Consider the following 22547-nt stretch of genomic DNA (forward strand, 5'->3'; position numbering starts at 1 on the left):
ATGGCTTTGTGCTTTGTGGAACGCGTAATTTTAGTCGGGTCGATAACAACTGTAGGCCGCGCAAGGATTGCAGCCGCCAACTGCGACGGCGAACGAGCTGCTCGCGTTGTATCCAGCGGGGCAACTGCAGGAGCCGGTATATGGATTTGAGCCGGCGCAACCACCAGACGCCCAGGAGGCAGTCCAAAACGAACCACCCCAGCGGTCTTTGCCGCCGGATCCTTTCCACACACCGGATTGGCAAAAAGGAAACTAATTAAACTTTGCACAAAGAGTCGAGATAAAGTTACCAGTCCCATAGAAAGGACTTGGTGTTTTTCCGGACGTGCGACCGGCACCGCCGCCTTTATCCATATCCCACCCTCCGATTGACCGCCATTGTCCTGGTGCTGACCCCGTGCAAACAGCCGCACAAGTCGCATCATCGGCAACATCGCCGCCAGCACTGATGTTGCAAAGGTCTGTAACCCCACCACCTCCGCTCGACCTCCACACACCGGATTGGCAATGCCCGGTTAGCTAAAGGCCGAACCAACCGAGCGTGTGGCTGCATCCCTACTAACACTCCTTCGCTAATAAAGTGTTAAACCACACTCCACAGCATAGAGTCATTGGTCACCAACGGATCAAGCATAATCACGTCGAGTTCATCGACTTCGTCTAGATATTGATCGGGTTGAGGGATCGGGCGCTTGTCCCGAATGGACAACATCAGCTGGCGTAGGAGAGCGTCTTGAGCACTCTGCAGAGCGGTCTCGTGACAGACCCCACGGCCCACGACATCGTCGAAATCAAGAAGCTGTATCTCAACGCCTGTCTCGCTAGGAATAACCCGAGCCGGGTACGGCACCAAATGCTTGATGATCAGTTGTTGACCTCGATGCTTATTACCTTCCAGCTTTTTCACCAACCGTGCCGCACGTAAATGCGTGTAGCGCTTGAGCATGGAAAGCGATTTGTGACCACTGATCGCTGCGACTTCCATGACGTCGAGGGTGCCTAGCTCGAAGAGTTTGGAACACGCCTCGTGACGTAAGTCATGAAAATGAAGGTCTTCTATCTCCAACCTGATCAACATGTATCTCCACGATGATTTCAGTCCATTCGACGTGTAACTGAACACGAAACCTTTGGTTTTTGGGCCTAAACGCACAAGTGCGTCCCGTGCTTTTTGACTGAGCGGGACGTCTCGCTTGGTTCCGTTCTTCGTCTCTGGCAGATGCGCAACACCGCTTTTAAAGTTAATGTGCTCCCAAGTCAGCTTCAAAATTTCACCTTGTCGCATGGCGGTCTCAAGAGCGAGAACTACGATCGAGTAGAGCTCTGGGTTTGGGTACTGGTGGCAATGTCGCAGGATCTTTCTCTCTTCGCGGGGTAGCAACCGCCTGTCCCTACCCGGCGGCGATTTCGGCTTTCTTACGTTCGCGACCGGATTCAATTCAGTAACTCCCCATTCAATGCGGGCGACATCGAACAGGTTACTCAGAAGTGACATTTCCAATCGCACTGTCGCAGCCGAGATTGTTTTTCCAGTTCTAGGATTCACCTGGATCAATCTCTGGTCACGGTAGGCCGCAATATCCGGACTGGCGATTTCATGCAACCGCTTTTGAGCGAGACTGCATCGGCCGATCTGATCGATGCGGTAGCTTTCCTGCACGTAGCCCTTTTTAAGGATGGAAACCTTCTCGCGATAACGCTGCAAGCCTTCGCTTAAGGTCAAATCACTGCTCATCTACACACTCCAACAGGGCCCCGGGCTGCATGGCCAAGTAGCTGACAGGAGTCGACCCTGCATGACCGAGGCTAAACGATGATTCGGCGGCGTCGTGCCACTCGTTGACCAATATCTAAGTGAAACCAACTATATATTTCCCCATGACACCCAGGTGCAAAGCTGGACAAACTCATGCTCGACCACGACGAGATGCAGACCATGACATTCTATGGGGTAGTGCTCACCATTTTGATCATCGCCACTGGACTTTTTACGGACACGCAGTATCAGACGCAGCGTGTTTCTGACTACGCGACACTGGATTCGCTGAGCCGCAGTTTTCTGGTTTACCGATCCGCAGCCGCCGAGTTCGCCCAGTCCAACCAGGGCTTCAGCGGAACACCTAACGATTCAGCACTCAATCTTCCTGCATGGTTTGTCAAACCGGTGGGTGTTGCGTCCTACATTACGGCAGGTACAACCTACACCTACTTCAACGGCGTCGCGCCCGCTGGCATGCCTTCGACACTGGTCGAGTTGACCCAGTCGACCGTCGTGGGAGTGAAGCGATCTGGGGTACTGATTTCACCGGTGAGCGGCGCTACAGGCATTACCATCCCTCCAGCCGTACCCGAAGGCGCAATCGTCGCCGTCAACTAAGCCGAATATAGGCGACTTGAAGGCGCTGGGTTGCATATACCTGACGCTATCAACATAATGCCAGCAACAAAGTTTCCACCCCGTTGGCTACTGGCGGTCATCAGTAGCGCCCGGTGATGCGGCTTGCCCTCATCACCAACCCAAAGCACGCATAGCTCCGGGAAGGGCGTGCGGACCTGGTCGAGGATCCTCCCTGTGTCTCCCTGTTCGAAGCCAGACACGCAGCCGTCTAACTCGTGAATAGCGAGTTCATAGGCACATAGGGTTCTCTTGAGGTTCGAAGCACCGTAGTCCAAGGGCCACACTGGTGTTGTGGCCTACACTTTTTAAAGCTCACACAAAGGGTAGCCTGATGATCTTGCGAAGGATCATCAGGCTACCCTTTGGTAGCTGCTTTTCCCTGCCGGTGGCCCGCCGGCGAAACGCAGGGCTCCTTTTGTGCGCGGATGCGTGCCTTATGTTTGCTGGCCTCAGCCACGATAATCGGCCAGGTGAAGAAAATGAGACGTTCAGATCACTGCCCAGGGATCGATGACGCTTCAACCTCTCACAGGTGGCACTCTTCTCTTTCTAAGTAACGCTCCTGACTACAGCCGAGGGTGACTGCTGACCCGGTTGCTCTTGGTCGCTTCTCCCTGCGATTGAATACTTGCGTCTGCCCGCCTGCCATTGCGCCTTCCTACCCCCCCCCCTGCTTGACAATCTCTTTTCAGTACCCCGAAGATAAGCACGTGTCCCGCTGACGTCGTCAGCAACATGCCCCGCAATCACGATCCTTCAGATTGCAACGCGTCCAACGCGCGGATCAGCCCCAAGTTCGCCAAGCACTCGGTAGCGCGAACGCATCCTCTCATGAGGGTGGAGTGCATCTTCCTCACCCACAACGGAAATCACCTTCCGTTTGGGATCAGGTGTTTTCCGTTGACCCCGTCAAAGGAGCTCACCGCCCCGCCATACTCTCAGCCAGTTGAACCGGCCATTTTTTTAAGCGAAAACGCCGCCCTATTGCCATACAGGCCAATAGACGACGCTCATTAACCTGCAAGGAACAACCCTATGGCACCGCATGACAATGCCTACAAGTTGATCTTTTCACATGCCGACATGGTACGCGACCTGCTGCAAGGGTTCGTACCTGAGGACTGGGTCAAGCGCCTCAACTTCAACACGCTGGAAAAGGTCGACGGCCAGTATGTGTCCGAAGATCTTCTCACCCGATCCAATGATGTCGTCTGGCGTTTGCGCCTAAATGATGGCGAATGGATCTACCTCTACGTTCTGCTCGAATTTCAGAGCCGCAATGACCACTGGATGGCCCTGCGTCTGATGACCTACATCGGTCTGCTGTATCAGAACTTGATTGCCCACCAACAACTCGATCCCGGTAACCGCCTTCCATCGATTTTCCCCATTGTGATCTACAACGGAGAACGTCGCTGGACTGCGCCCCTGGACCTCAGCCAGTTGATTACACCACCGTCAGGCTCACTTAGTGCCTACTCGCCGCAGTTACGCTATTTTTTGCTCGACGAAAAACGAGTGGCCAAACAGCCCCTGCCCCCAGATAACAATCTGGTCACAACCCTGGTCCGCCTGGAAAACAGCCAGCACCCCAAGGATGTGCAACGCAGCGTCGATCAACTGCTCCATCACCTACAAAGTCCTGCCCATGACAGCCTTCGACGCGCCTTTACCATTTGGATTCGGCGTATCATAATAAACAGAATCTCGTCAACAAACGATGTCATCCCTGAAACAGTGACCCTAGAGGAGATCAATACCATGCTGGAAGAACGTATGGGCCAATGGGCCAACGACTGGAAACAGCAAGGTCTTCAGCAAGGTCGCCTTGAAGGTCTTCAAGAAGGCCGTCAAGAAGGCCAAATCAAGCTCTTGACTCATCTGCTTGAACAGCGCTTCGGTGCTTTGCTGCCAGCTCACACGCAACGACTTGAAACAGCCTCTCAAGCCCAGCTCGATGCTTGGGGCAAGGCTGTATTGACCGCACAGAGTCTGGAGGAGTTTTTCTCCATTCACTGATCTGACCCTATGACGCCGCAGTACCCTTCGCCAGCCCCTCTACAGGGGCTGGCCTCATTTTGAGTCTTGACGCCAATCTGGCACCGAGACATTCTAGAACCGTGTACCGCTAACGTCGTTAGCGACATGCCCAGACAGTCAGGATCTTAAAGACTGCGACACGCAAGCCGTGCCTGATCCGCCCAAGACCGCTGAGCTTCTGGAAGCGCGGTCGGTCGACAAACGTCGATAGAAGCACCTGATGCAACTCACCTCGCGGGGAATCACTTCCCCGACAGGGCCTGTGTTTTCTCCGCATTCAACCTGCAGGAGATTCACTATGTCCAAACTCACTTATGGCCTCGGTTTCGCACTGGGCACTGTCACTCGGGAATTCCTGCGTGCGGTGACCAAACCCCGCGTAGCCAGCACAGCTGTCCACCCGCAAGCCACCCCACAGGGAGTGCTGCCACCGCCCTGCGTTCCAGATCACCTCCTGCGTGAGATGGATCATCAGCCAGCAATGGCTCGTAAAGGCGTCGACCTGAAACTTTGGTATGCAGCCAACACAAGAGCGGTCGAAAAGCCTGCTCGCAAACCACGTACGAAGGCACCAGCACGCTCAATGAGTACCGCAGCTTGCTGAATCAGTACCACTCTCCCCTGTACGGAGCCTTCCCTTTGGGAAGGTCTCCCTCAGAGTTTTTGAGCAAGGGGCTTGACAATTGATAACTGTATTTCCATGATCTGCACATGTATCGCTGACGTCGTCAGCAACATGCCCATGTAGTCTGGATCCGCAGGACTACGGTGCGGTTTTACCGCATTGATCCACTCCCAAGATCGCCATAGCTTCCGGTAGCGCGATCAGTCGACTTAGTCGATGGAAGCACCTTTCCCACCCATGACGGGCCTACCCCGTCAGGGCAGGCCTCTCAATTTTTTGGAGGTCTGATGAAAACCGAACTGGCTCTCTACCAAGCGTTGATCTCAATTAACGTCCCGGAACAGAAAGCTAACGCTGTCATTGAAGCTTTGGAGACCGACATGTTTTCACGTTTGGCTACCAAATCTGATATCGCAGCCCTTCGTACCGATCTTGTCGCTGAGTTGAAAACTGATATTTCTCAGCTCGAGGTCAAACTCACTATCCGTATGGGCGTCATGATGTCATTTACTGCCGGTGTAATTATTACCGCAGTGAAGCTCATGCTGCACTAACCAAAACCTTAGCTCTACCCACCCTCGCGGGGAATACTTTCCCCCAAGGGCGAAGTGTTTCTCCGCTTTCTGCTATTTCGAAATTGGAGAATCATCATGAGCACTACTCAAACCAACGAAGCCAAATTCTTCGACCTGCATACCACTGGTATTGGTTATCTCAACCGTATCCGTGAAGTGAAACCTCGCGGCAAAGGCAAGCCATTCATGGCTGTCGCCGTTGCTGCATTGCGCGGTTCATCTGATGACACCGAGTACTCCTACATCGATTGCAATGTCGTCGGCGCTGAGGCTGAAAAGCTGATTCGTCGTAGCCAAGCAGCGGTTGATGCAGGAAAGAAGGTCCTTGTGAACTTCCGTATTGGTGACATCTGGGCCGACTCGTTTACCTACGAAAAAGGCGATAAACAAGGCCAACCTGGCGCAAGCCTCAAGGGACGTCTGTTGTTTATCGGCTGGATCAAGGTAGATGGCGAAACAGTCTATCAAGCCAAACCGAAAGACTCTGCTGAGCCCCTTCCATCTCAGGAAGGTGACGCTGCAGGTGATTCGGATGATGGTCAACAACAGCCTGATGCTGAGCTTCGTCAATCTGCATGATTGAAATCAAGGCGCCCTCCGGGGTGCCTTTCACCACTTTCAATACCCGAAGGGAACACCTCCCTCCGGGCATGGTGATTTCCAAACTATGGAGACTCACCGTGATGCACAACACAGAACGCCTCAATATGGGCACGATATTTACACAAGCTCTCGATATACGCGTTGCTTATGCAAAGGCAGATATCTTTGGAGATGAAAGTACCAAATTTGAGTCTGAGATCGACGCTCATATTCTAGGCGCCGACGCGCACCGCGCCGGCCTTCCAGACGTACCCGGGCTGTTCGAGTCCGTTCCCGCGCTCTATCAAGCTTGGGATGAAGGAGTGAACTCGGCCGTGGCGGTTGGTCACGAGTTAATTAATGCAGGAGAAGACATGCAACTACAGACACCGAACCCGACACTCACTGCGTCGGATTTGGCATACGGGAAACTCGCGTTCGACGAATGCGGTATCAAGTACCCACTGCAAATACTGAAGAGCGCTGCAGGCTATTACATCGGAACCATTGAAGGGTTTGAACCCGTATCCAGGGAGTCCGAAGAATACTACCGCAGCGTAGATGCCGCGAAACAAGCTTTTGAACTCAACCTTTGGACACAACGCCGCGTGTGCTGGTCCTGACATAACGTAAACATACCTAACCGGGAAACCACTTCCCGGACGGGCCAGGTGGTTTCTCACACCTGGAGTTAAACATGCAAAACACCACTAGCCTCCTGTCGTCTGACCTGCTCAAGCTCCCGGTCGTTTTAACTCCGCGGGCCTGGCAAGAAGCTGTTCACATAGAGCACCCGCACGACGCAGCCGTTATCAGTAGCCGACTGGGCGATGTCGTCCTGGAGGCCTACAGAGAACTGCATATGCAGCCCGATTGCACCCAAATCCATTTCGGCCTCTATCGATTGCTGCCTGCCGGCGACAACCCTGATCGAGTCTGGTTGGACCTAAAACTTGACCGCATAGAATCGCCACCAGGTGTTTTCTATCTGTACATCTCACTCAAGGAAGAAACCCACACCTCCTGCCCATAAACCTTCCTCAACTCACTGCACCACCCCAAGCCCGACACTGTCGGGCTTTTTTCTTTGTCGCGATCGATGACTTCGCGGCTATATCCCAACGCAGTGTGGAGCTGCTCATGATCAACATCCCTGGCCAACTGGCCATCCGAACCATCAGCGGCCGCAACGGCGAGTTCAACGTCGGACGGCTTTCAACCTCAATCGGTGAATTCGTCATCAAAGACGCACTCCTCGATCAGTACGATGAAGGCAAGTACCGTGGCGACTTCCTCATCACGGAAATCCGTCCCTCGTACTACTCAACAGCAGGTCGGCTTGTGGTCGAGATTCGTGCAAAGCTCGAAAGCATGAGCCTCGACGACGTAGACAACTTGACGGCGGAGGACGCTGCCAAGCTCTCACCAAGCGAGCCTGATCCTATAGATGAAGAGCCGTCTTCAACTCAAACAAAGCCTGCGCGACAGCGCAAAACGCTGACCGCCACAGCGGCTGTAAGCAACGTCGACAAACCGTCATCACCAGAAGACGCACCCTTTGGGATGCCATTACCCAGCTCAACGAACAGCGCAGAGCAAGACGCAGCACTGTTTGGCACGATCTGGCCACTGGGCGATGCGGTCAAACTTGACACCACCGTTGACCGGCAGCGCTTACGTCAGCAATGCACTCGCCTCGGCGAGCTTGGCTATGTGCTGGACTTCAAACTTCAGGTCTGGACGCTATCCATTATCTAACCACCCAAACCCACCCTTGAGGGGCTCCCTCATGGGCGCTCCTTCACATATTCGGAGCATCACATGAACCCAATCTTCAATAATCTGACCACCGCGATCCTGGACAACATCGAGGATCAACTCGCCAACAACGAGGTGTCCACCGATGAGGAAATGTGGGACTTTTTCATAGAAGAACTTGACCTAACGGCTGAGCAAGCCGATGTCGCGGTTGCTCTTCGCCCTCATTACCTGGGACAGATATTCCTGGTAGGGCAAAGCCCGCTGTTTCAAGAAAAACCCGTCTCGTTCGACCCAAGGGACAAAGTGTTCAAACAACACTTGCCCATGATTAACCTAGCCCACGACGCGCTCAGTTCTGAGGAAATCAACGATCTAAGTGACGCTGTCGCTAACCAGATACAAGACATTTGGGACTACTGTCGAAATGAAGAAGGCACAGGAGAGAGGGTTGAGCGCCTTGAAGCGCTCAACACAAAACTCCACGCACTTCAGGCCCAGAGACGCTAAACACCTAGTTCCCGCAACGCATCACATACCCACGAGGGGCATTACCGCCTCTCAGGGCGGGATCCCCTCCATTCAGGAGGTTCATATGCCCAGCCCTACCCCACTCTTTGAGATCAAGGAGTGCCCTGACCTATACGTCGACGCCTGCGCGTGCGATGAACAACGCAACCTAGTGTTTCTATCCGCCTGGGGCCGTGACACGGCACTGCAGGAATTCCTGGCCAGGCTGACACTAGGTTCTGCCGAGAACGGTTTGGACACCTTTCACATCGTCGTCGACGGCCGGAGCCTTCCGGTCTTTCCTAACGTCGACTTGCTGGAAAAACGCACGACCCGGCAATTTCGCGGGACGCTGTTCGGCAGCCTAGTTCATCTATGGCTGTTTGACCGACGCTGTGCGCAGCCAGACCGAGCGAACCACTTCGCGTATGCCCTTCTTGAGCATGGGCACTCACATCACCAACGGCTCTGGCCGCTGATCATGGACACCTGCCCATTACCGCTCCTACCGCATTGGCATGAGCCGGTATTGGACGTGCTGACCCAACATCACATGTTGCAGCCCCTGCCAGGGACGTTTGGCGCAATCACGGCCTGGCGCTTGTCATTGCAACTGGACGTGCTTGAACCCGCTCTGGGTGACCTCATCCGCCAGGGGCAACTTTCTACCCACGCTCATTCTTGAGCCTTTGACCAAGGAGCCCGATCATGGCTTTGATGTTTCCGCGCCTAGCGCGCAACTTCGCCCGCAACGGCTATTACCCTACCGACGAAACGACACTGGAGCGGACACTGCAAGCACTGGCACCCTCCCCAACCGGCAAGATGCGGATCTTCGATCCTTGTGCCGGCGAAGGGGTTGCCCTGGCCGAAACCGCCCATTTTCTTGGGCGGGACCGCGCAGACACTTTCGCGGTTGAATACGACCAAGAACGTGCCGAGCATTGCAGAACGCTGCTGGATCGCGTGCTGCACAGCGACCTCATGGACACCATGATCAGTCGTCAGGCCTTCGGTCTACTCTGGCTCAACCCACCTTACGGCGATCTAGTCTCCGATCACTCTGGCGCTTCGCAGTACCAGGGCTCCGGCCGTCGACGCCTGGAGAAGATGTTCTATCAACGAGCACTTCCTTTGCTGCAGTACGGCGGGGTGCTGGTGTTCATCGTTCCGCACTATGTACTGGACGACGAACTGTGCAGTTGGTTGTGCAATCACTTCACTGAACTGCGGATTTATAGCGCAGCGGATCCGACCTTCAAACAGGTGGTGATCTTCGGTATTCGTATCCGGCGCCAGGACCTGGCTCGACCACGAGACATAGCACAAGTACGTGAGCGCCTACTGGCAATCGGCTCAGGCGTACAAAATGCTGAAGTGTTGCCAATCAGCTGGCCATTCGAGCCCTACAGGGTTCTGCCAGCCACCACTGACCTGGAACACTTCTACCGTATCAGCCTGGAGCCTGCACAGCTCAGCGATGAGGTCAAACGGCTTCGCGGCATGTGGCCCGACTTTACCCTGCACTTCGGTCAAACCGGCGTTCAACCGCGACCGCCTGTACGCGCGTTATCACGTTGGCACCTGGCTTTAGCGTTGGCTGCCGGCGCGATATCAGGCGTGGTGACCTCGAAAACCGGTCGTGTACTGGCGGTCAAGGGCGACACTTACAAAGATAAGGTCCGCAAGACTGAGTTCACCGAGGACCAGGATGGCAACGTCTCTGAGGTAAGGATTCTGACCGATCGTTTCGTGCCCATTATTCGGGCATGGGACATTACGCCAGACTCCATCCATCGGGGACGAGTGATCACCATCAGCTCATCGGCGGATCCACAGCCTGAAGCTGATGAACCCGCTGTATCGGTGACCGAAAGCACTGCCACTCAAGGGACCTTTGAACCTGGAAGCTTGGTACTGACCCAGTCTGTGCATCATCTGGTGGAGCATGGGTCTCTGGACCCTACACCCTACCTGCGCCGGCACTTTTCCGGCGACTGGGGGGAGTTACCCCAGGAGGACTGGAGCAGTAACCAGCGAGCCTTGACTACCGGAGAGCGTCTGTTCTCCAGCTATGACATCAGCGCCGGGGATGAAAACCGGCTATGGATCATCACCGAAGCCGACCGAAGCGTAACAACCTTGTTGCTGCCATCGGACTACTAACCCACTACCAGCCTGTAAGGCATTCCCTTAACCAACCCTCAGGGTATTCACCATACCCGTCAGGGTGTCGTGCATGCCCTGTTTCATCCTTTAGGAGAAACACCCATGAACGACCTCTCCCAAACCCCACTTGCACCTTTGGCCATCGGCCTGACCGAGTTCATCGACGAGTTCGGTGACGAGTTGCTGGACTCACTCAACCACTCCAATCCCCCGGTTTACACGGGTCTCATTAACTCAGCCCACCAGCAGGTAATGGACGGACTCAAACGTCAGCCATTCCCAGCACAGGCCGAGGTGGTGCAAGCCGTTGCCGCCTTGTTGCTGGATCGAAACGAGCAGGCGGCGGTTATCAACGCTGAGATGGGCACCGGTAAAACCATGATGGCCATCGCCGTGGCGGCCGTCATGCACAACGCTGGTTATCGTCGCACTATGGTCGTTTCACCTCCGCACCTGGTCTACAAGTGGCGGCGGGAGATTCTCGAAACCATCCCGGACGCTCGCGTCTGGGTTCTCAATGGACCTGACACCCTGGTCAAGTTGCTCAAGCTGCGCGACCAACTGGGAGAGCCTCATGATGGACGGCAAGAGTTCTTCATCCTCGGGCGCGTGCGCATGCGGATGGGATTTCATTGGCGCTCGGTGTGCTGGCCTCGTCGCTCAGGCGGCGGGCAGCACCTTGCCAGCTGTCCAGACTGCGGGCGCCTACTGGAAGACCCAGACGGCAACCGGATCACCGTCGAAGAATTTCACCAAGAAGAACGCCGCCGAAGCTGTCCTCACTGCCACGGCCAACTCTGGACGCTGATGCGCCCTGGCAAGGCTGAAAACGGCACCCGCCGGGCAACCATACTGAAGTCAATGTGCCGGATTCCGACCATTGGCCCAGTACGCGCTGACCGATTATTGAACGACTTCGGGGAGGATTTTCTCGCCTCGATGCTGATCGATAATGTCAGTGAGTTCATCAACTTGATGGATGCTAAAGGCAACTTCATCTTCAGCGACCGCCAGGCCAAGCGCATGGAGCGCGCTATGGCCAACATCGAGTTTGGTTTTGGTGAAGGCGGGTACCAACCCACGGAGTTCATCAAGCGCTACTTGCCTGATGGGTATTTCGACCTGCTGGTGGTGGACGAAGGACATGAGTATAAAAACAGTGGTTCGGCCCAAGGCCAGGCCATGGGCGTACTGGCAGCTAAAGCACGCAAATGCGTGTTGCTGACCGGCACGCTCATGGGCGGCTACGCCGACGACTTGTTTTATCTTTTGTTCAGAATCCTTACCCGTCGCATGATCGAGGACGGTTATCGACCAAACGCACGTGGCAGCATGGCCCCAGCGGCCATGTCGTTCATGCGCGACCACGGCGTGTTGAAGGACATCTACACTGAGCGGGATAACGAGTCACACAAAACCGCCAAGGGCAAAAAGCTCTCAGTGCGAACGGTAAAAGCCCCAGGCTTTGGCCCAAAAGGCATTCACCGTTTCGTACTGCCATTCACAGTGTTTCTGAAACTCAAAGATATCGGTGGCAACGTGTTACCGGCGTACCAGGAAGAGTTCATCGACATCGCCATGTCTGCAGAACAGGCTTTGGCCTATCAACAATTGGCGGGAAAACTGACTCAGGAGCTTCGCCAGGCACTGGCACGCCGGGATACGACTCTTCTGGGGGTCGTACTCAACGTGTTGTTGGCTTGGCCGGACTGCTGCTTTCGACCCGAGATCGTAAAACACCCACGTAGCAAGGATACGCTGGCCTTCGTGCCGTCGATCTTTGCAGATGAACAACGCATGCCCAAGGAGCAGGCGCTACTCGATCTGTGTCTCACGGAAAAAGCCAAAGGCCGCAAGGTCCTGGCCTATACCGTGTACAGCGGCACTCGTGATACCACTTCACGCCTGAAACGGTTGCTGGAACAGGCCGGTTTGAAGGTGGCGGTGCTGAGGGCGTCAGTCGATACTGCCAGGCGTGAGGATTGGATTCTGGACCAGGTAGATCGTGGGGTCGACGTACTGATCACCAATCCGGAGTTGGTGAAAACCGGACTGGATCTGCTCGATTTTCCGACCATCGCGTTCCTGCAGACGGGGTACAACGTGTACACCCTACAACAGGCAGCTCGACGGTCATGGCGGATTGGGCAGAAACATCCTGTACGGGTAATTTTCTTTGGCTATGCCGGCAGCTCGCAGATTACCTGCCTGCAGCTGATGGCCAAGAAGATCGCCGTGGCTCAAAGCACGTCAGGAGATGTTCCAGAATCTGGCCTCGATTCGTTGAACCAGGATGGAGACTCGGTTGAAATGGCACTCGCAAGGCAACTGATTGCAACATGATTTGATGGCCACCTTCGGGTGGCCATTTACATGGTGAGCTAAAAAATTAGCTACATTGTGGGGGGGGGCCAAAGCTGTGACGTGGAGACACGAGCCCTAGCCTATAAAGAAATCGACCTAACGCTGAATAACAATTTTTAGTTCTAATGCGTTGTCATGGCCACTACAATGCCACCCCACTATGGACGTGATCATGGACGCGCAGATGCAATTCCGAAAAAGTATAAACGCATTACGGGCACTGGCGGTCATATCCGTAGTGCTTTTCCACTTCAAGATTAGCGGATTCGATGGAGGGTTTGTAGGGGTCGATATTTTCTTTGTCATCTCCGGCTTCTTGATGACAGGAATTATCTGCAATGGCCTACAAAAGCAGAACTTCTCACTCCTCGGATTTTATGCATCCAGAGCTCGCAGAATCATCCCGGCACTCTTGACGCTATGTGTGGCGTTGCTAATTTTCGGCTTTGTTTACCTGCCCTTGGATGACTATCGGGATGCCATCAAGACTATCAAAAGCAGTTTACTTTTCAGTTCCAACTTCATGTTCGCCAAGGGCGGGAGCTACTTTGACGCACCATTGTACGAAAATTGGCTGCTGCACACTTGGTCTTTGTCGGTCGAATGGCAGTTCTACATGCTCTACCCAGTAGTACTAATGGGGCTCTACAAGTTTTTGGGCATTCAGAAAACCAAAGCCTCGTTGGTATTGTTGGCCTTAGGATCTCTCGGCGCATCTGTCTATTTCACCAATACCAATCCCGTTTTTGCGTTCTATATGCTGCCTACACGCGCTTGGGAGCTTATTGTCGGAGGACTGGTATTCCTATTCCCTCTGCAAATTAGCAAGCGAACGGGTTATGTTGTTGAAGGGGTAGGACTGACCGCTATTCTCGTGAGTATATTCTGTTTATCGGAACAGGATCTTTGGCCAGGATATCTAGCCCTGCTACCTGTACTAGGTACTGCATTGGTGATTTTTGCCAATACCCAGTCAACCTTCAGCAACAGTAGTACTTTGCAGTTTTCTGGAACAATCTCGTACTCTGTGTATCTGTGGCATTGGCCTCTAGTGGTGTTTCTCTACGCATGCGGACTGCTGAATAGCTGGCCACATGTCTGGACAGCAATTGCTCTTTCTTTTTTGCTGGGAGCCCTGTCCTTCTACCTCATTGAATCAAAGACAAAGAAGATCACTTCCACACGCCGAGCCATTTTAAAATATGCTTCACTAGTAGTGGGTACCGTTGGCCTATCAGCCATCACAGCCTCCGTCGTAAAAGACTACCCTGGCACTAGGTTTGCGTACGTTGACTTAGGTCAGCCAGAATACACCAGCAAGCTTTACACACAAGAATGCTACCCGAACACTTACGGAGCAGCCGATTGCAAACTGGGATCAGGAGACGTCTCCGTCATTTTATTCGGCGACAGTCACGCCCAGTCGACTGCTGCGGCAATCCAGGTGGAAAACAAGCAAGCGGCCTTATCCTGGGCTCGTGGTGGTTGCCCAACCCTGCAGCACTTTGAAATGCATGACAAAGAACTAGAAAATAAATGTCAAGGATTTAACAATGAAAAACTGGAAGCACTGAAAAAATACTTACCAGGGCATCCCCGTCGTACTGTTTAGCCGAGCGTCTATGTATATGGATTCGAGCAGGGGAAACAGCTATAAAATTTACTTCCCCGGCCAGAAAGCTCTTACGGGACAGTCATTTGCAGAAACCTACACTGCCGAATACACCAAAACCGTATGTGCAATTGCCGAAAACCATCCGCTTTATATCGTCAAGCCAATTCCCGAAATGCCATTCAGCGTCTACAAAGGCCTCAATCTGCACAAGCGAATCTTCCAACACACTTCAGAAATATCGATTTCATTAGCAGGGTATGAGAAACGTAATCGAGTTGCCATCAATGCAATTGAGGCTGCAGCCAAACAGTGCAATGCAAAGGTAATTGATCCTACGCCGTACTTGTGTCCGAACGGTCAATGCATGGGTTCAAAGAATGGAGTGCCGTTGTACTTTGACGACAACCATCTCGTGGACTCGGGTAACGAGCAACTCAAGGGGCTGTTCAGTGAGGTCATGGAGTAAACGTACCTTCGATACGGACCTGACCTAAAAAGCATACGTCCTGGAAAACCTATTTCCTGCTGCACCTAACAGACAGGTTTGAGAGGGTGTCTTCGCTTTCGCGCGAGGACGCCCATGAACCTACCACGACCTACCCGGACCACTGTGATTCTCAGCCTCTGCCTCGCCGTCCTGGCAGGGATGCTGGGCTATGAACATCACCAGCTTTCCACTCTCAGCAATGGCCTAGCCGCCACCGCTGACAAAGACTCACTCGATGCGATGTTGGCACGTTTGGGCAAAGTCGATGAACGGCTCGATACGGTAGACGGCAAGCACCTGGTGACCAACGAGGACTTCCGCTCCGGACAGCAGGCGCTGTCCAATCGGATCGATGCCGTACAGGCCTATGCAAAACAAGCGACCGAGTCGGTACACGAACTCTCTCGTGATGCCGCATCGTCTGGCGAGTTAATGGTACTAAAGGCCAATGTCGAAACGGTTGAAAACCGCCTTCACGAACTGAGTCAAGCTCAGATCAAACAGCCTCCTGCCGTTGCACCCAGACCGAAGCCAGTTGTTCGCAAACCTCCTCCAGCACCAAAGCCCAGTTCCAGTGCCGTTACCTCGCAGACGCCTCCCTTCACCATCGTCGGTATCGAGTACCGAGGCGGTGAACGTTTTTTGTCCGTGGCCCCGCCTGGCAGCACGCAGTTAAACCAGATCTACCTAATCCGACCGGGTGATGCCGTGGCGGGTACGGCCTGGCGCCTTAATGCTTTGGACGGCAAATCCGCACGTTTCGAGGTGGCCGGAACGCCGCAAACCATAACCGTCGCGCAATAGGATAAATTTTATGTATTTCCCTACCAGTATCTCGAAAAAAAAGATATCTACGAGCGCTGTACGAATTATCGCAGGCTTGGCCACCTTAGCGCTGGCCTATGGCTGTCAGGCTGCTACTGAACACTCAGCGTCCATTACAAACTCTCAGGACACAGGACTTGGCATTCAGAACCCCCAAGGCGCCAGACAAACAGAACTCGCCCACGAGTGGGGACTAACACCCCAAGAGTGGAGCCGCTACAAAACAGTGATGGAAGGTCCCCGCGGCATCTATTCCCCAGGACTGGATCCTCTGACTGCACTGGGTATCGAAGCTAAATCAGCGGAAGAACGCCGACGCTACGCAGAACTGCAAGTGCAAGCCGAACGGCAACGTATCGACAAAGAACTGGCTTATCAAAAAGCCTACGACCAAGCATTTGCTCGCCTCTACCCCAATGAAAAAGTCATCCAAATTTCGTCAGAGCCGTCATCTCTTACGAGTTCTGGCGCGGTAACAGCTCTCAAAGGCTCCGGTCGATTAGCCGTTTTCGTTCAAGACAACTGCACCGCTTGTATCGCGCGTGTCAGCGATCTTCAGGCCCAAAAACAAGCCTTTGACCTGTACTACGTCGGCAGCCAAGGTGACGACGAAAAGATCCGCCGCTGGGCCATTCTCGCGGGTGTCGAACCGACCAGTGTACGCAACCGTCAGATCACGTTGAATCATGACGCTGGCCGCTGGCTTGGCCTTGGACTCGGTGGCGAGCTGCCCGCAGTGGTGCGCGAGGTGAACGGACAATGGCAGCGTCAGTAGTTCGCGCAGTTCTGACCAGCGGTCTTCTGCTCAGCGCGGCACTTGCCAGCGCAGCGGAAGTACCGCCTCCGGCATATCAATTGATTGCCTTGCCTGCCGGCGTTCCGTCCGAAGTGCTGTATTCCGTCGCACTGCAGGAAAGCGGTACCCGGCTTCGTGGCCAACTCGTGCCCTGGCCTTGGACATTAAATGTCGCCGGCGCCGGTTACCGCTTTGCAACCCGTAACGATGCTTGCAAAGCGCTGATGATTGCCATTCAAACCGCTGGACCCAGCCGGGTAGACGTCGGGCTGGGACAAACCAACATAGGCGCGAACGGCCACCGCTATAGCTCACCCTGCGAAGGGCTGGATCCCTACAAGAATCTCTCGGTTACCGCCCAGATCCTGGCAGAGCAAAAATCCAAGGGTGGTGACTGGATCACGGCCGCTGGCCGCTACCACCGCCCGGCCGGGGGTGAGCCTGCCGCTCGCTACCGCCGTGCATTTGCCAAACACCTTAGCCGTGTCACCGGCATCAACCTGATGGCGAATAACCCATGAATAAACCGTTGAGCTTAATGCTTTTGCTGTGTTTGACCTCACCCATTGTGGCGAATGCCAGCTCATTGATTGTGGTTGAGGATCGTGGTGGCGTGTCCGCTCTGCCCTATTACCAAGACCTGGCTCCAGAACCTACCGAGCAATCAGCATCACCGGCAAATTTTGGCGTACGTGGCCAAGGGGCGTTTCCGGTGCGCTCTGACCAACTGACACCCGGGGAATTACAAGGTCGGGTAATCAATGCCCCAGGTCTGCAACCAATGTTTCTAGTTGGTGATGATGAGCTGTCCAGAAACTGGCTCTCGCAACGCCGCGACCAACTGCAGCAACTACACGCAGTCGGCATCGTAGTTAACGTAGCTAGCGCCGAACGATTCGCCGAGGTGCAGCGTTGGGCGGGTGATCTTCAGATGGTCCCGGCGCCGTCGAATGATCTCGCGCAGCGCCTTGGGATTAAGCACTACCCGTCGCTTATCACTGCAACAGCCATTCAGCAGTAGGAGGAAGGGATGCCACCACCTCAGTCACTCACCGTGGTGATCAGACAACCGGAAGACCCGCGCACTTGCCAGCTTATTTTGGAACAAGTGACCTATGTGGTTTGGCTGTATGGCGGCCGTGTGACGTCGACAGAACAGGGAGACGCCATCGCCCTGCGCTTGAAGTTAGCTGATCGACTTCCAGCGCATGAGCTTACACAGGCAAGGCAGGAACTCGCCGAACAGCGCCCCCAAGAACTCAATAAGCTTTAGAGGTACGCAACCATGGCCAGCCCCTTCACTATCGAGTCATTGCTTCGTCCCGCCGTTGAGCTCTATACGGTTTGGGTTTGCGTTGCTGCAGCGCTGCTGTGTATTTTCGCACCCTGGGCGTTTGCTCTGACGCCCTTGTTTGGGGTGGTTGCCGCTGCCGGCTTTTTGGGCCTTGGGGTTGTTCGCCTGAAACAGGCACTGGTGGTACTTCGCTACCGACGCAATATCCGGCGCTTGCCTCACTACACCATGACCAGTAAGGACATTCCGGTCAGCAATGAACGCTTGTTCATCGGTAAGGGGTTCCGCTGGACTCAGAAACACACCCAACGGTTGATGGACACCTATCTGCCCAAATACGCCGAGTATGTCGAGCCGACCTCGATCTATGCCCTGGCGCGGCGCATTGAGGAGAGGCTGGAGTTCGCACCCTTTCCACTCAAGCTGCTGACCAAGGCCACCTCATGGAACGTGGCGATTAACCCGGCGCGGCCACTTCCACCAGTTGGCGGGCTACCGCGCTTGCACGGTATAGAACCGCACGAAAGTGACGTCAGCTTGCCATTGGGTGAACGGGTTGGGCATTCCCTGGTACTGGGTACTACGCGGGTGGGCAAGACCCGTCTGGCAGAACTGTTTATCACCCAAGACATCAGACGCACCCGCAGGCGACCTCGACGCCGTGTCCAGATGGGTCGACGCGTCCAGCCTGTTCATCGAAGCCAGCGCAGCGCGGCACACAATGAAGAGATGAACCTCGATCGCGAGGTGGTGATTGTCTTCGATCCCAAAGGCGATGCCGATCTTCTCAAACGCATGTACATCGAATGCAAGCGAGCCGGCCGGCTGGACGAATTCTATGTGTTCCATCTGGGTTGGCCTGACTACTCCGCACGTTACAACGCCGTGGGCCGCTTTGGCCGTATTTCAGAGGTGGCCACCCGGATTGCCGGCCAGTTGTCGGGGGAAGGCAACTCAGCTGCATTTCGCGAGTTTGCCTGGCGGTTCGTCAATATCATCGCGCGAGCCTTGGTTGCCCTCGGACGTCGGCCGGATTACGAGCAGATCCTCAAACATGTGACCAACATCGATGCGCTTTTCATTGAGTACGCGCAGAAGCACTTCGCAGAACACGACCCTAGAGCCTGGCAAACCATCGTTGAGCTTGAGGGCAAGATCGATCGCAAGAACCTCAGTTTCGCCATGAAGGACCGCCCGCTGCGCGTGGTGGCCTTGGACATGTACCTGACTCAGCAACGCATATCCGACCCTGTGATGGAGGGGCTGAGATCAGCAGTTCGTTATGACAAAACCTATTTCGACAAGATCGTGGCCAGCCTGCTACCACTGCTGGAGAAACTGACCACGGGACGCATTGCAGAGCTGCTGTCTCCCAACTACATGGACCTTGAAGATCCGCGCCCCATCTTCGACTGGATGCAGGTCATTCGTAAACGGGCGGTGGTGTATGTCGGACTGGATGCCCTATCCGACACAGAAGTAGCCGCAGCAGTGGGCAACTCCATGTTCAGCGACCTGGTATCAGTCGCAGGTCACATCTACAAGTTCGGTATCGATGACGGCTTGCCTGGTGCCTCCGGCGCCAAGGTGGCGATCAACGTACATGCCGATGAGTTTAACGAACTGATGGGCGAAGAATTTATCCCGATGATCAACAAAGGCGGCGGCGCCGGCATGCAGGTCACCGCCTATACCCAGACAATGAGTGACATCGAGGCGAAGATCGGTAACCGCGCTAAAGCGGGCCAGGTCATCGGTAACTTCAACAACCTGTTTATGTTGCGTGTGCGCGAAACCGCCACTGCCGAGCTGCTGACCAATCAATTACCCAAGGTCCAGGTGTTCACCAGCACACCGGCCAGCAGTGCCAATGATGCTATCAACGGCAAGGCGGCTTTCACCTCCAACACCCACGACCAGATCCAAAGTGTCAGCGTGCCGATGATCGAACCGGCGCATGTGGTTGCTCTGCCCAAGGGGCAATGCTTTGCCCTGATCGAGGGCGGCAATCTGTGGAAAATTCGTATGCCATTGCCGGCGAGTGATCCCGACGAAGTGATGCCCAAGGATCTGCAGGCTCTGGTCGAGGGAATGCGCAAAGGATCTGGAACCAAAAGCGACTGGTGGCAAGCACCTGGATATCAAGCGTTAAGCGAATCGCTCCCCGATGATCTGGTAGACGACTTCCGTCAGATGGCCAACGACGGAAAAGCCGCGTAGGCCTAAAGGAGCAAGGCAATGGCCGATATCGCGGAAAAAGCCCAACAGCAGCAGGAAGGGCAAAAAACCTTTCTGGGAATGGTGTTTTCAGCGCCCTTTCACTTCCTGGGGGTGATGTTCGGTTCACTGCTGGGCGCCATCCTCGTTGAGTGGCTATGCATGTACGTGTTCTGGCCGGATGCTGGCTGGAAACACGCCCAACAGATGTTTGAGCATGAATTGGGCTGGCTGTCCCAGGATTTGTTACACAGCGTTGTCATCAAAGAACCGGGGCGCACAGCGACCTGGCTGGCAACAACGGCCTACGACTGGCTGATGGTGAAAACAGGCCTGCAAGACAGCATTAACACGCTGACCCAATACGCTCGCTCCACGTCGCCGCAGCAAGCCGGTACTTTCAACCTGCGCTACGAGCTCGGCCGCGTGATGATCAAATTTCAGGATTACGGCTTGGCCGCGCTTTATACCGTGCTGACCTTTTGCGTGCGAATGGTCATCCTGACACTGACGATCCCACTGTTTGCACTGGCGGCGTTCACAGGTCTTGTGGATGGCCTAGTGCGGCGTGATCTGCGCAAATTCGGCTCCGGCCGTGAGTCGAGCTACCTGTATCACAAGGCTCGCGGGACAATTATTCCGCTGACCATCGTGCCATGGACGGTGTATCTGGCCATTCCTATCAGCATCAGCCCCCTGCTGATATTGCTGCCCTGCGCGGTGTTATTGGGCGTGTCCGTTTACATCACTGTCTCAAGTTTCAAAAAATACCTTTAGGAGCTGCCCATGCAGTGGACTCAAGAACAGCAGCCCATCGTCCATTCAACGGCTGAGAAGCTACTGGTCCAGGCTTTCGCCGGCACCGGCAAAACCACCACACTGGTTGGCTATGCCACCCACCATGCTTCGGTGAAAATGCTGTACCTCTGCTACAACAAACCCGTCGAACTCGCGGCCAAGGGACGCTTCCCTCGCAATGTGGTCTGCAAGACAGCGCATGGCCTGGCCTATGCGGTCTATGGCAGCCAGTATGCCGCCAAACAGACCAATAACTTACGCCTCACCGATATCGCCAGGGCCATCAACACCCAGGACTGGGAGCTGGTACGAGATGTACTGAGTACGCTGAACAACTTCATGGCCAGCGCCGATAACGAGCTCGGCCGTGGGCACTTTCCCAGGTTTCAGGGACAACGAATACTCACCAGCGCTCAGGAACGATTTCTGGACAACGCACTGGGTGTCGCTAGAGCTATCTGGAACCGGATGATCGACCTGCAGGACACGGGCATGTCTATCACCCACGATGGTTACCTGAAGCTGTATCAGTTGAGTAAGCCTGACCTGAGCCAGCGGTTTAAGGCCATTCTCCTCGATGAGGGTCAAGACGTGAACCCGGTCATCGCCGACCTGGTAAAAATACAGCGCATCCGCAAGGTGACCGTCGGCGACCCTCACCAGCAGATCTACCGTTTCCGTGGTGCCGAAGACGCCCTCAACAGCGATTGGATGGCCGGTGCAGAGCGTCACTACCTGACCCAGAGCTTTCGCTTCGGCCCAGCGGTAGCGCATGTGGCCAACATCATCCTTTTCTACAAGGGTGAGACCCGAAAGCTGCAAGGGCTAGGCTCCAATACCCAGGTTAAACGGGTGCTGCCTGAAGACCTACCGCATCGCACATATATCCATCGCACCGTTACCGGCGTCATCGAAAACGCACTTAGCTTAGTAGCGAGCAAACCCAAGATCTATTGGGTCGGCGGCATCGACAGTTATTCGCTGCGTGACCTGGAGGATTTATATCTGTTCAGCCGCAACCAAAACCAAGCGGTGCAAAACCGTAAGTTGCTGCGCGATTACCGGGACTTCTCGCAATACGTTGAAATTGCCGAGGTGAGTCAAGACACGGAAATGCTGCGATCGATCAAGATCATCGCAGCCTATCCCGACCTGCCTCAGCGGATCCAGACACTGCGCGCTCGGTCTGTAGACAACGAGTTGGATGCCACGATCACACTGACGACAGGGCATAAGGCCAAGGGGTTAGAGTGGGACTTTGTCAGCCTGTATGACGACTTTAGCGCTGACCCTCTGTCTCCCGATATCGATCAGGGTCGTAAAGATGACGAGCTTAATTTGCTGTATGTGGCTGTGACGCGGGGAATGAAAATTTTGGCGCTGAACTCGATGGTGTTGTCCATCATGCAGCGTTATGTAGATGCCCGGACCTCTCCAACACAACATCAGAAATCACAAGTCTAGTGGCTGACTATTTCCGCTTGATTGCACATC

Annotated in this window: 22 protein-coding genes; 21 read left to right on the forward strand and 1 reads right to left on the reverse strand. The window is 54.6% G+C overall.

What is annotated here, in order from left to right; genetic code table 11:
• Positions 1-583: 583 nt before the first annotated feature.
• Complete coding sequence (locus ATY02_RS28290; protein WP_068584668.1) at positions 584-1735, reverse strand: site-specific integrase; 1152 nt, start codon at positions 1733-1735, stop codon at positions 584-586.
• 174 nt (positions 1736-1909) lie between these two features.
• Here ATY02_RS28290 and pilM point away from each other — a divergent pair, with 174 nt between their 5' ends.
• The 21 genes from pilM to ATY02_RS28395 all read left to right on the forward strand — a co-directional run bounded on the left by pilM (position 1910) and on the right by ATY02_RS28395 (position 22517).
• Positions 1910-2377: a type IV pilus biogenesis protein PilM gene (gene pilM / locus ATY02_RS28295; protein WP_228022226.1), complete on the forward strand. Its 468-nt coding sequence runs from the start codon at positions 1910-1912 to the stop codon at positions 2375-2377.
• A gap of 1056 nt (positions 2378-3433) precedes the next feature.
• Positions 3434-4417: an Rpn family recombination-promoting nuclease/putative transposase gene (locus tag ATY02_RS28300; RefSeq protein ID WP_068585380.1), complete on the forward strand. Its 984-nt coding sequence runs from the start codon at positions 3434-3436 to the stop codon at positions 4415-4417.
• Positions 4418-5350: 933 nt separating this feature from the next.
• The gene (locus tag ATY02_RS28305; RefSeq protein WP_068585377.1) at positions 5351-5617 is read left to right on the forward strand and encodes a hypothetical protein; all 267 of its coding nucleotides are present in this window, start codon (positions 5351-5353) and stop codon (positions 5615-5617) included.
• 96 nt (positions 5618-5713) lie between these two features.
• Positions 5714-6217 carry an STY4534 family ICE replication protein gene (locus ATY02_RS28310; protein WP_083236056.1) on the forward strand — a complete coding sequence of 168 codons (504 nt, stop codon included), beginning with the start codon at positions 5714-5716 and terminating at the stop codon, positions 6215-6217.
• Entirely contained in the window at positions 6214-6843 is a 630-nt protein-coding gene (locus tag ATY02_RS36230) for a hypothetical protein (RefSeq protein ID WP_228022227.1), read from the forward strand. Before ATY02_RS28310 ends, ATY02_RS36230 begins: the two co-directional genes overlap by 4 nt.
• Positions 6844-6917: 74 nt before the next feature.
• Positions 6918-7253: a hypothetical protein gene (locus tag ATY02_RS28320; protein WP_068585371.1), complete on the forward strand. Its 336-nt coding sequence runs from the start codon at positions 6918-6920 to the stop codon at positions 7251-7253.
• Positions 7254-7360: 107 nt separating this feature from the next.
• On the forward strand, positions 7361-7978 hold the full coding sequence (locus ATY02_RS28325) for a DUF3275 family protein (RefSeq protein ID WP_068585368.1): 618 nt from the start codon (positions 7361-7363) through the stop codon (positions 7976-7978).
• A gap of 63 nt (positions 7979-8041) precedes the next feature.
• Entirely contained in the window at positions 8042-8488 is a 447-nt protein-coding gene (locus tag ATY02_RS36235) for a hypothetical protein (protein ID WP_228022228.1), read from the forward strand.
• A gap of 85 nt (positions 8489-8573) precedes the next feature.
• The gene (locus tag ATY02_RS28340; protein WP_068585365.1) at positions 8574-9173 is read left to right on the forward strand and encodes a hypothetical protein; all 600 of its coding nucleotides are present in this window, start codon (positions 8574-8576) and stop codon (positions 9171-9173) included.
• A gap of 23 nt (positions 9174-9196) precedes the next feature.
• On the forward strand, positions 9197-10654 hold the full coding sequence (locus ATY02_RS28345; protein WP_068585361.1) for a DUF6094 domain-containing protein: 1458 nt from the start codon (positions 9197-9199) through the stop codon (positions 10652-10654).
• A gap of 105 nt (positions 10655-10759) precedes the next feature.
• Positions 10760-13000: a DEAD/DEAH box helicase gene (locus ATY02_RS28350; RefSeq protein ID WP_068585359.1), complete on the forward strand. Its 2241-nt coding sequence runs from the start codon at positions 10760-10762 to the stop codon at positions 12998-13000.
• Positions 13001-13193: 193 nt separating this feature from the next.
• A complete protein-coding gene (locus ATY02_RS28355; protein ID WP_262383122.1) occupies positions 13194-14633 on the forward strand; it encodes an acyltransferase family protein in 1440 nt (479 codons plus the stop codon).
• Positions 14634-14643: 10 nt separating this feature from the next.
• Entirely contained in the window at positions 14644-15102 is a 459-nt protein-coding gene (locus ATY02_RS36400) for an SGNH hydrolase domain-containing protein (protein ID WP_262383121.1), read from the forward strand.
• Between the two features lie 114 nt (positions 15103-15216).
• Positions 15217-15927: a methyl-accepting chemotaxis protein gene (locus ATY02_RS28360; protein ID WP_068585355.1), complete on the forward strand. Its 711-nt coding sequence runs from the start codon at positions 15217-15219 to the stop codon at positions 15925-15927.
• Between the two features lie 10 nt (positions 15928-15937).
• Positions 15938-16723, forward strand: a complete 786-nt coding sequence (locus ATY02_RS28365) for a TIGR03759 family integrating conjugative element protein (RefSeq protein WP_083236057.1) — start codon at positions 15938-15940, stop codon at positions 16721-16723.
• Complete coding sequence (locus ATY02_RS28370) at positions 16708-17265, forward strand: lytic transglycosylase (protein ID WP_068585349.1); 558 nt, start codon at positions 16708-16710, stop codon at positions 17263-17265. Before ATY02_RS28365 ends, ATY02_RS28370 begins: the two co-directional genes overlap by 16 nt.
• Positions 17262-17765, forward strand: a complete 504-nt coding sequence (locus tag ATY02_RS28375; protein WP_068585346.1) for an integrating conjugative element protein — start codon at positions 17262-17264, stop codon at positions 17763-17765. The genes ATY02_RS28370 and ATY02_RS28375 overlap by 4 nt, the downstream gene beginning before the upstream one ends.
• A 9-nt stretch (positions 17766-17774) precedes the next feature.
• Positions 17775-18017, forward strand: coding sequence for a hypothetical protein (locus ATY02_RS28380; protein WP_068585344.1), 243 nt, complete (start codon positions 17775-17777; stop codon positions 18015-18017).
• 12 nt (positions 18018-18029) lie between these two features.
• Complete coding sequence (gene traD, locus ATY02_RS28385; RefSeq protein WP_068585340.1) at positions 18030-20258, forward strand: type IV conjugative transfer system coupling protein TraD; 2229 nt, start codon at positions 18030-18032, stop codon at positions 20256-20258.
• Positions 20259-20276: 18 nt separating this feature from the next.
• Complete coding sequence (locus tag ATY02_RS28390) at positions 20277-21032, forward strand: TIGR03747 family integrating conjugative element membrane protein (RefSeq protein WP_068585336.1); 756 nt, start codon at positions 20277-20279, stop codon at positions 21030-21032.
• Between the two features lie 9 nt (positions 21033-21041).
• Positions 21042-22517: a UvrD-helicase domain-containing protein gene (locus ATY02_RS28395; protein WP_068585332.1), complete on the forward strand. Its 1476-nt coding sequence runs from the start codon at positions 21042-21044 to the stop codon at positions 22515-22517.
• The last annotated feature ends 30 nt before the right edge of the window (positions 22518-22547 follow it).

Origin of the sequence: Pseudomonas sp. BIOMIG1BAC (genome assembly GCF_001705995.2) — a bacterium.
In the GTDB taxonomy this organism is placed as follows: domain Bacteria; phylum Pseudomonadota; class Gammaproteobacteria; order Pseudomonadales; family Pseudomonadaceae; genus Aquipseudomonas; species Aquipseudomonas sessilinigenes.

Bases quoted from the DNA above. Each gene is read 5' to 3' on its own strand.
- ATY02_RS28290 (WP_068584668.1), bottom strand. From the start codon at position 1,735: ATGAGCAGTGATTTGACCTTAAGCGAAGGCTTGCAGCGTTATCGCGAG.
- pilM (WP_228022226.1), top strand. From the start codon at position 1,910: ATGCTCGACCACGACGAGATGCAGACCATGACATTCTATGGGGTAGTG.
- ATY02_RS28300 (WP_068585380.1), top strand. From the start codon at position 3,434: ATGGCACCGCATGACAATGCCTACAAGTTGATCTTTTCACATGCCGAC.
- ATY02_RS28305 (WP_068585377.1), top strand. From the start codon at position 5,351: ATGAAAACCGAACTGGCTCTCTACCAAGCGTTGATCTCAATTAACGTC.
- ATY02_RS28310 (WP_083236056.1), top strand. From the start codon at position 5,714: ATGAGCACTACTCAAACCAACGAAGCCAAATTCTTCGACCTGCATACC.
- ATY02_RS36230 (WP_228022227.1), top strand. From the start codon at position 6,214: ATGATTGAAATCAAGGCGCCCTCCGGGGTGCCTTTCACCACTTTCAAT.
- ATY02_RS28320 (WP_068585371.1), top strand. From the start codon at position 6,918: ATGCAAAACACCACTAGCCTCCTGTCGTCTGACCTGCTCAAGCTCCCG.
- ATY02_RS28325 (WP_068585368.1), top strand. From the start codon at position 7,361: ATGATCAACATCCCTGGCCAACTGGCCATCCGAACCATCAGCGGCCGC.
- ATY02_RS36235 (WP_228022228.1), top strand. From the start codon at position 8,042: ATGAACCCAATCTTCAATAATCTGACCACCGCGATCCTGGACAACATC.
- ATY02_RS28340 (WP_068585365.1), top strand. From the start codon at position 8,574: ATGCCCAGCCCTACCCCACTCTTTGAGATCAAGGAGTGCCCTGACCTA.
- ATY02_RS28345 (WP_068585361.1), top strand. From the start codon at position 9,197: ATGGCTTTGATGTTTCCGCGCCTAGCGCGCAACTTCGCCCGCAACGGC.
- ATY02_RS28350 (WP_068585359.1), top strand. From the start codon at position 10,760: ATGAACGACCTCTCCCAAACCCCACTTGCACCTTTGGCCATCGGCCTG.
- ATY02_RS28355 (WP_262383122.1), top strand. From the start codon at position 13,194: ATGGACGCGCAGATGCAATTCCGAAAAAGTATAAACGCATTACGGGCA.
- ATY02_RS36400 (WP_262383121.1), top strand. From the start codon at position 14,644: ATGTATATGGATTCGAGCAGGGGAAACAGCTATAAAATTTACTTCCCC.
- ATY02_RS28360 (WP_068585355.1), top strand. From the start codon at position 15,217: ATGAACCTACCACGACCTACCCGGACCACTGTGATTCTCAGCCTCTGC.
- ATY02_RS28365 (WP_083236057.1), top strand. From the start codon at position 15,938: ATGTATTTCCCTACCAGTATCTCGAAAAAAAAGATATCTACGAGCGCT.
- ATY02_RS28370 (WP_068585349.1), top strand. From the start codon at position 16,708: ATGGCAGCGTCAGTAGTTCGCGCAGTTCTGACCAGCGGTCTTCTGCTC.
- ATY02_RS28375 (WP_068585346.1), top strand. From the start codon at position 17,262: ATGAATAAACCGTTGAGCTTAATGCTTTTGCTGTGTTTGACCTCACCC.
- ATY02_RS28380 (WP_068585344.1), top strand. From the start codon at position 17,775: ATGCCACCACCTCAGTCACTCACCGTGGTGATCAGACAACCGGAAGAC.
- traD (WP_068585340.1), top strand. From the start codon at position 18,030: ATGGCCAGCCCCTTCACTATCGAGTCATTGCTTCGTCCCGCCGTTGAG.
- ATY02_RS28390 (WP_068585336.1), top strand. From the start codon at position 20,277: ATGGCCGATATCGCGGAAAAAGCCCAACAGCAGCAGGAAGGGCAAAAA.
- ATY02_RS28395 (WP_068585332.1), top strand. From the start codon at position 21,042: ATGCAGTGGACTCAAGAACAGCAGCCCATCGTCCATTCAACGGCTGAG.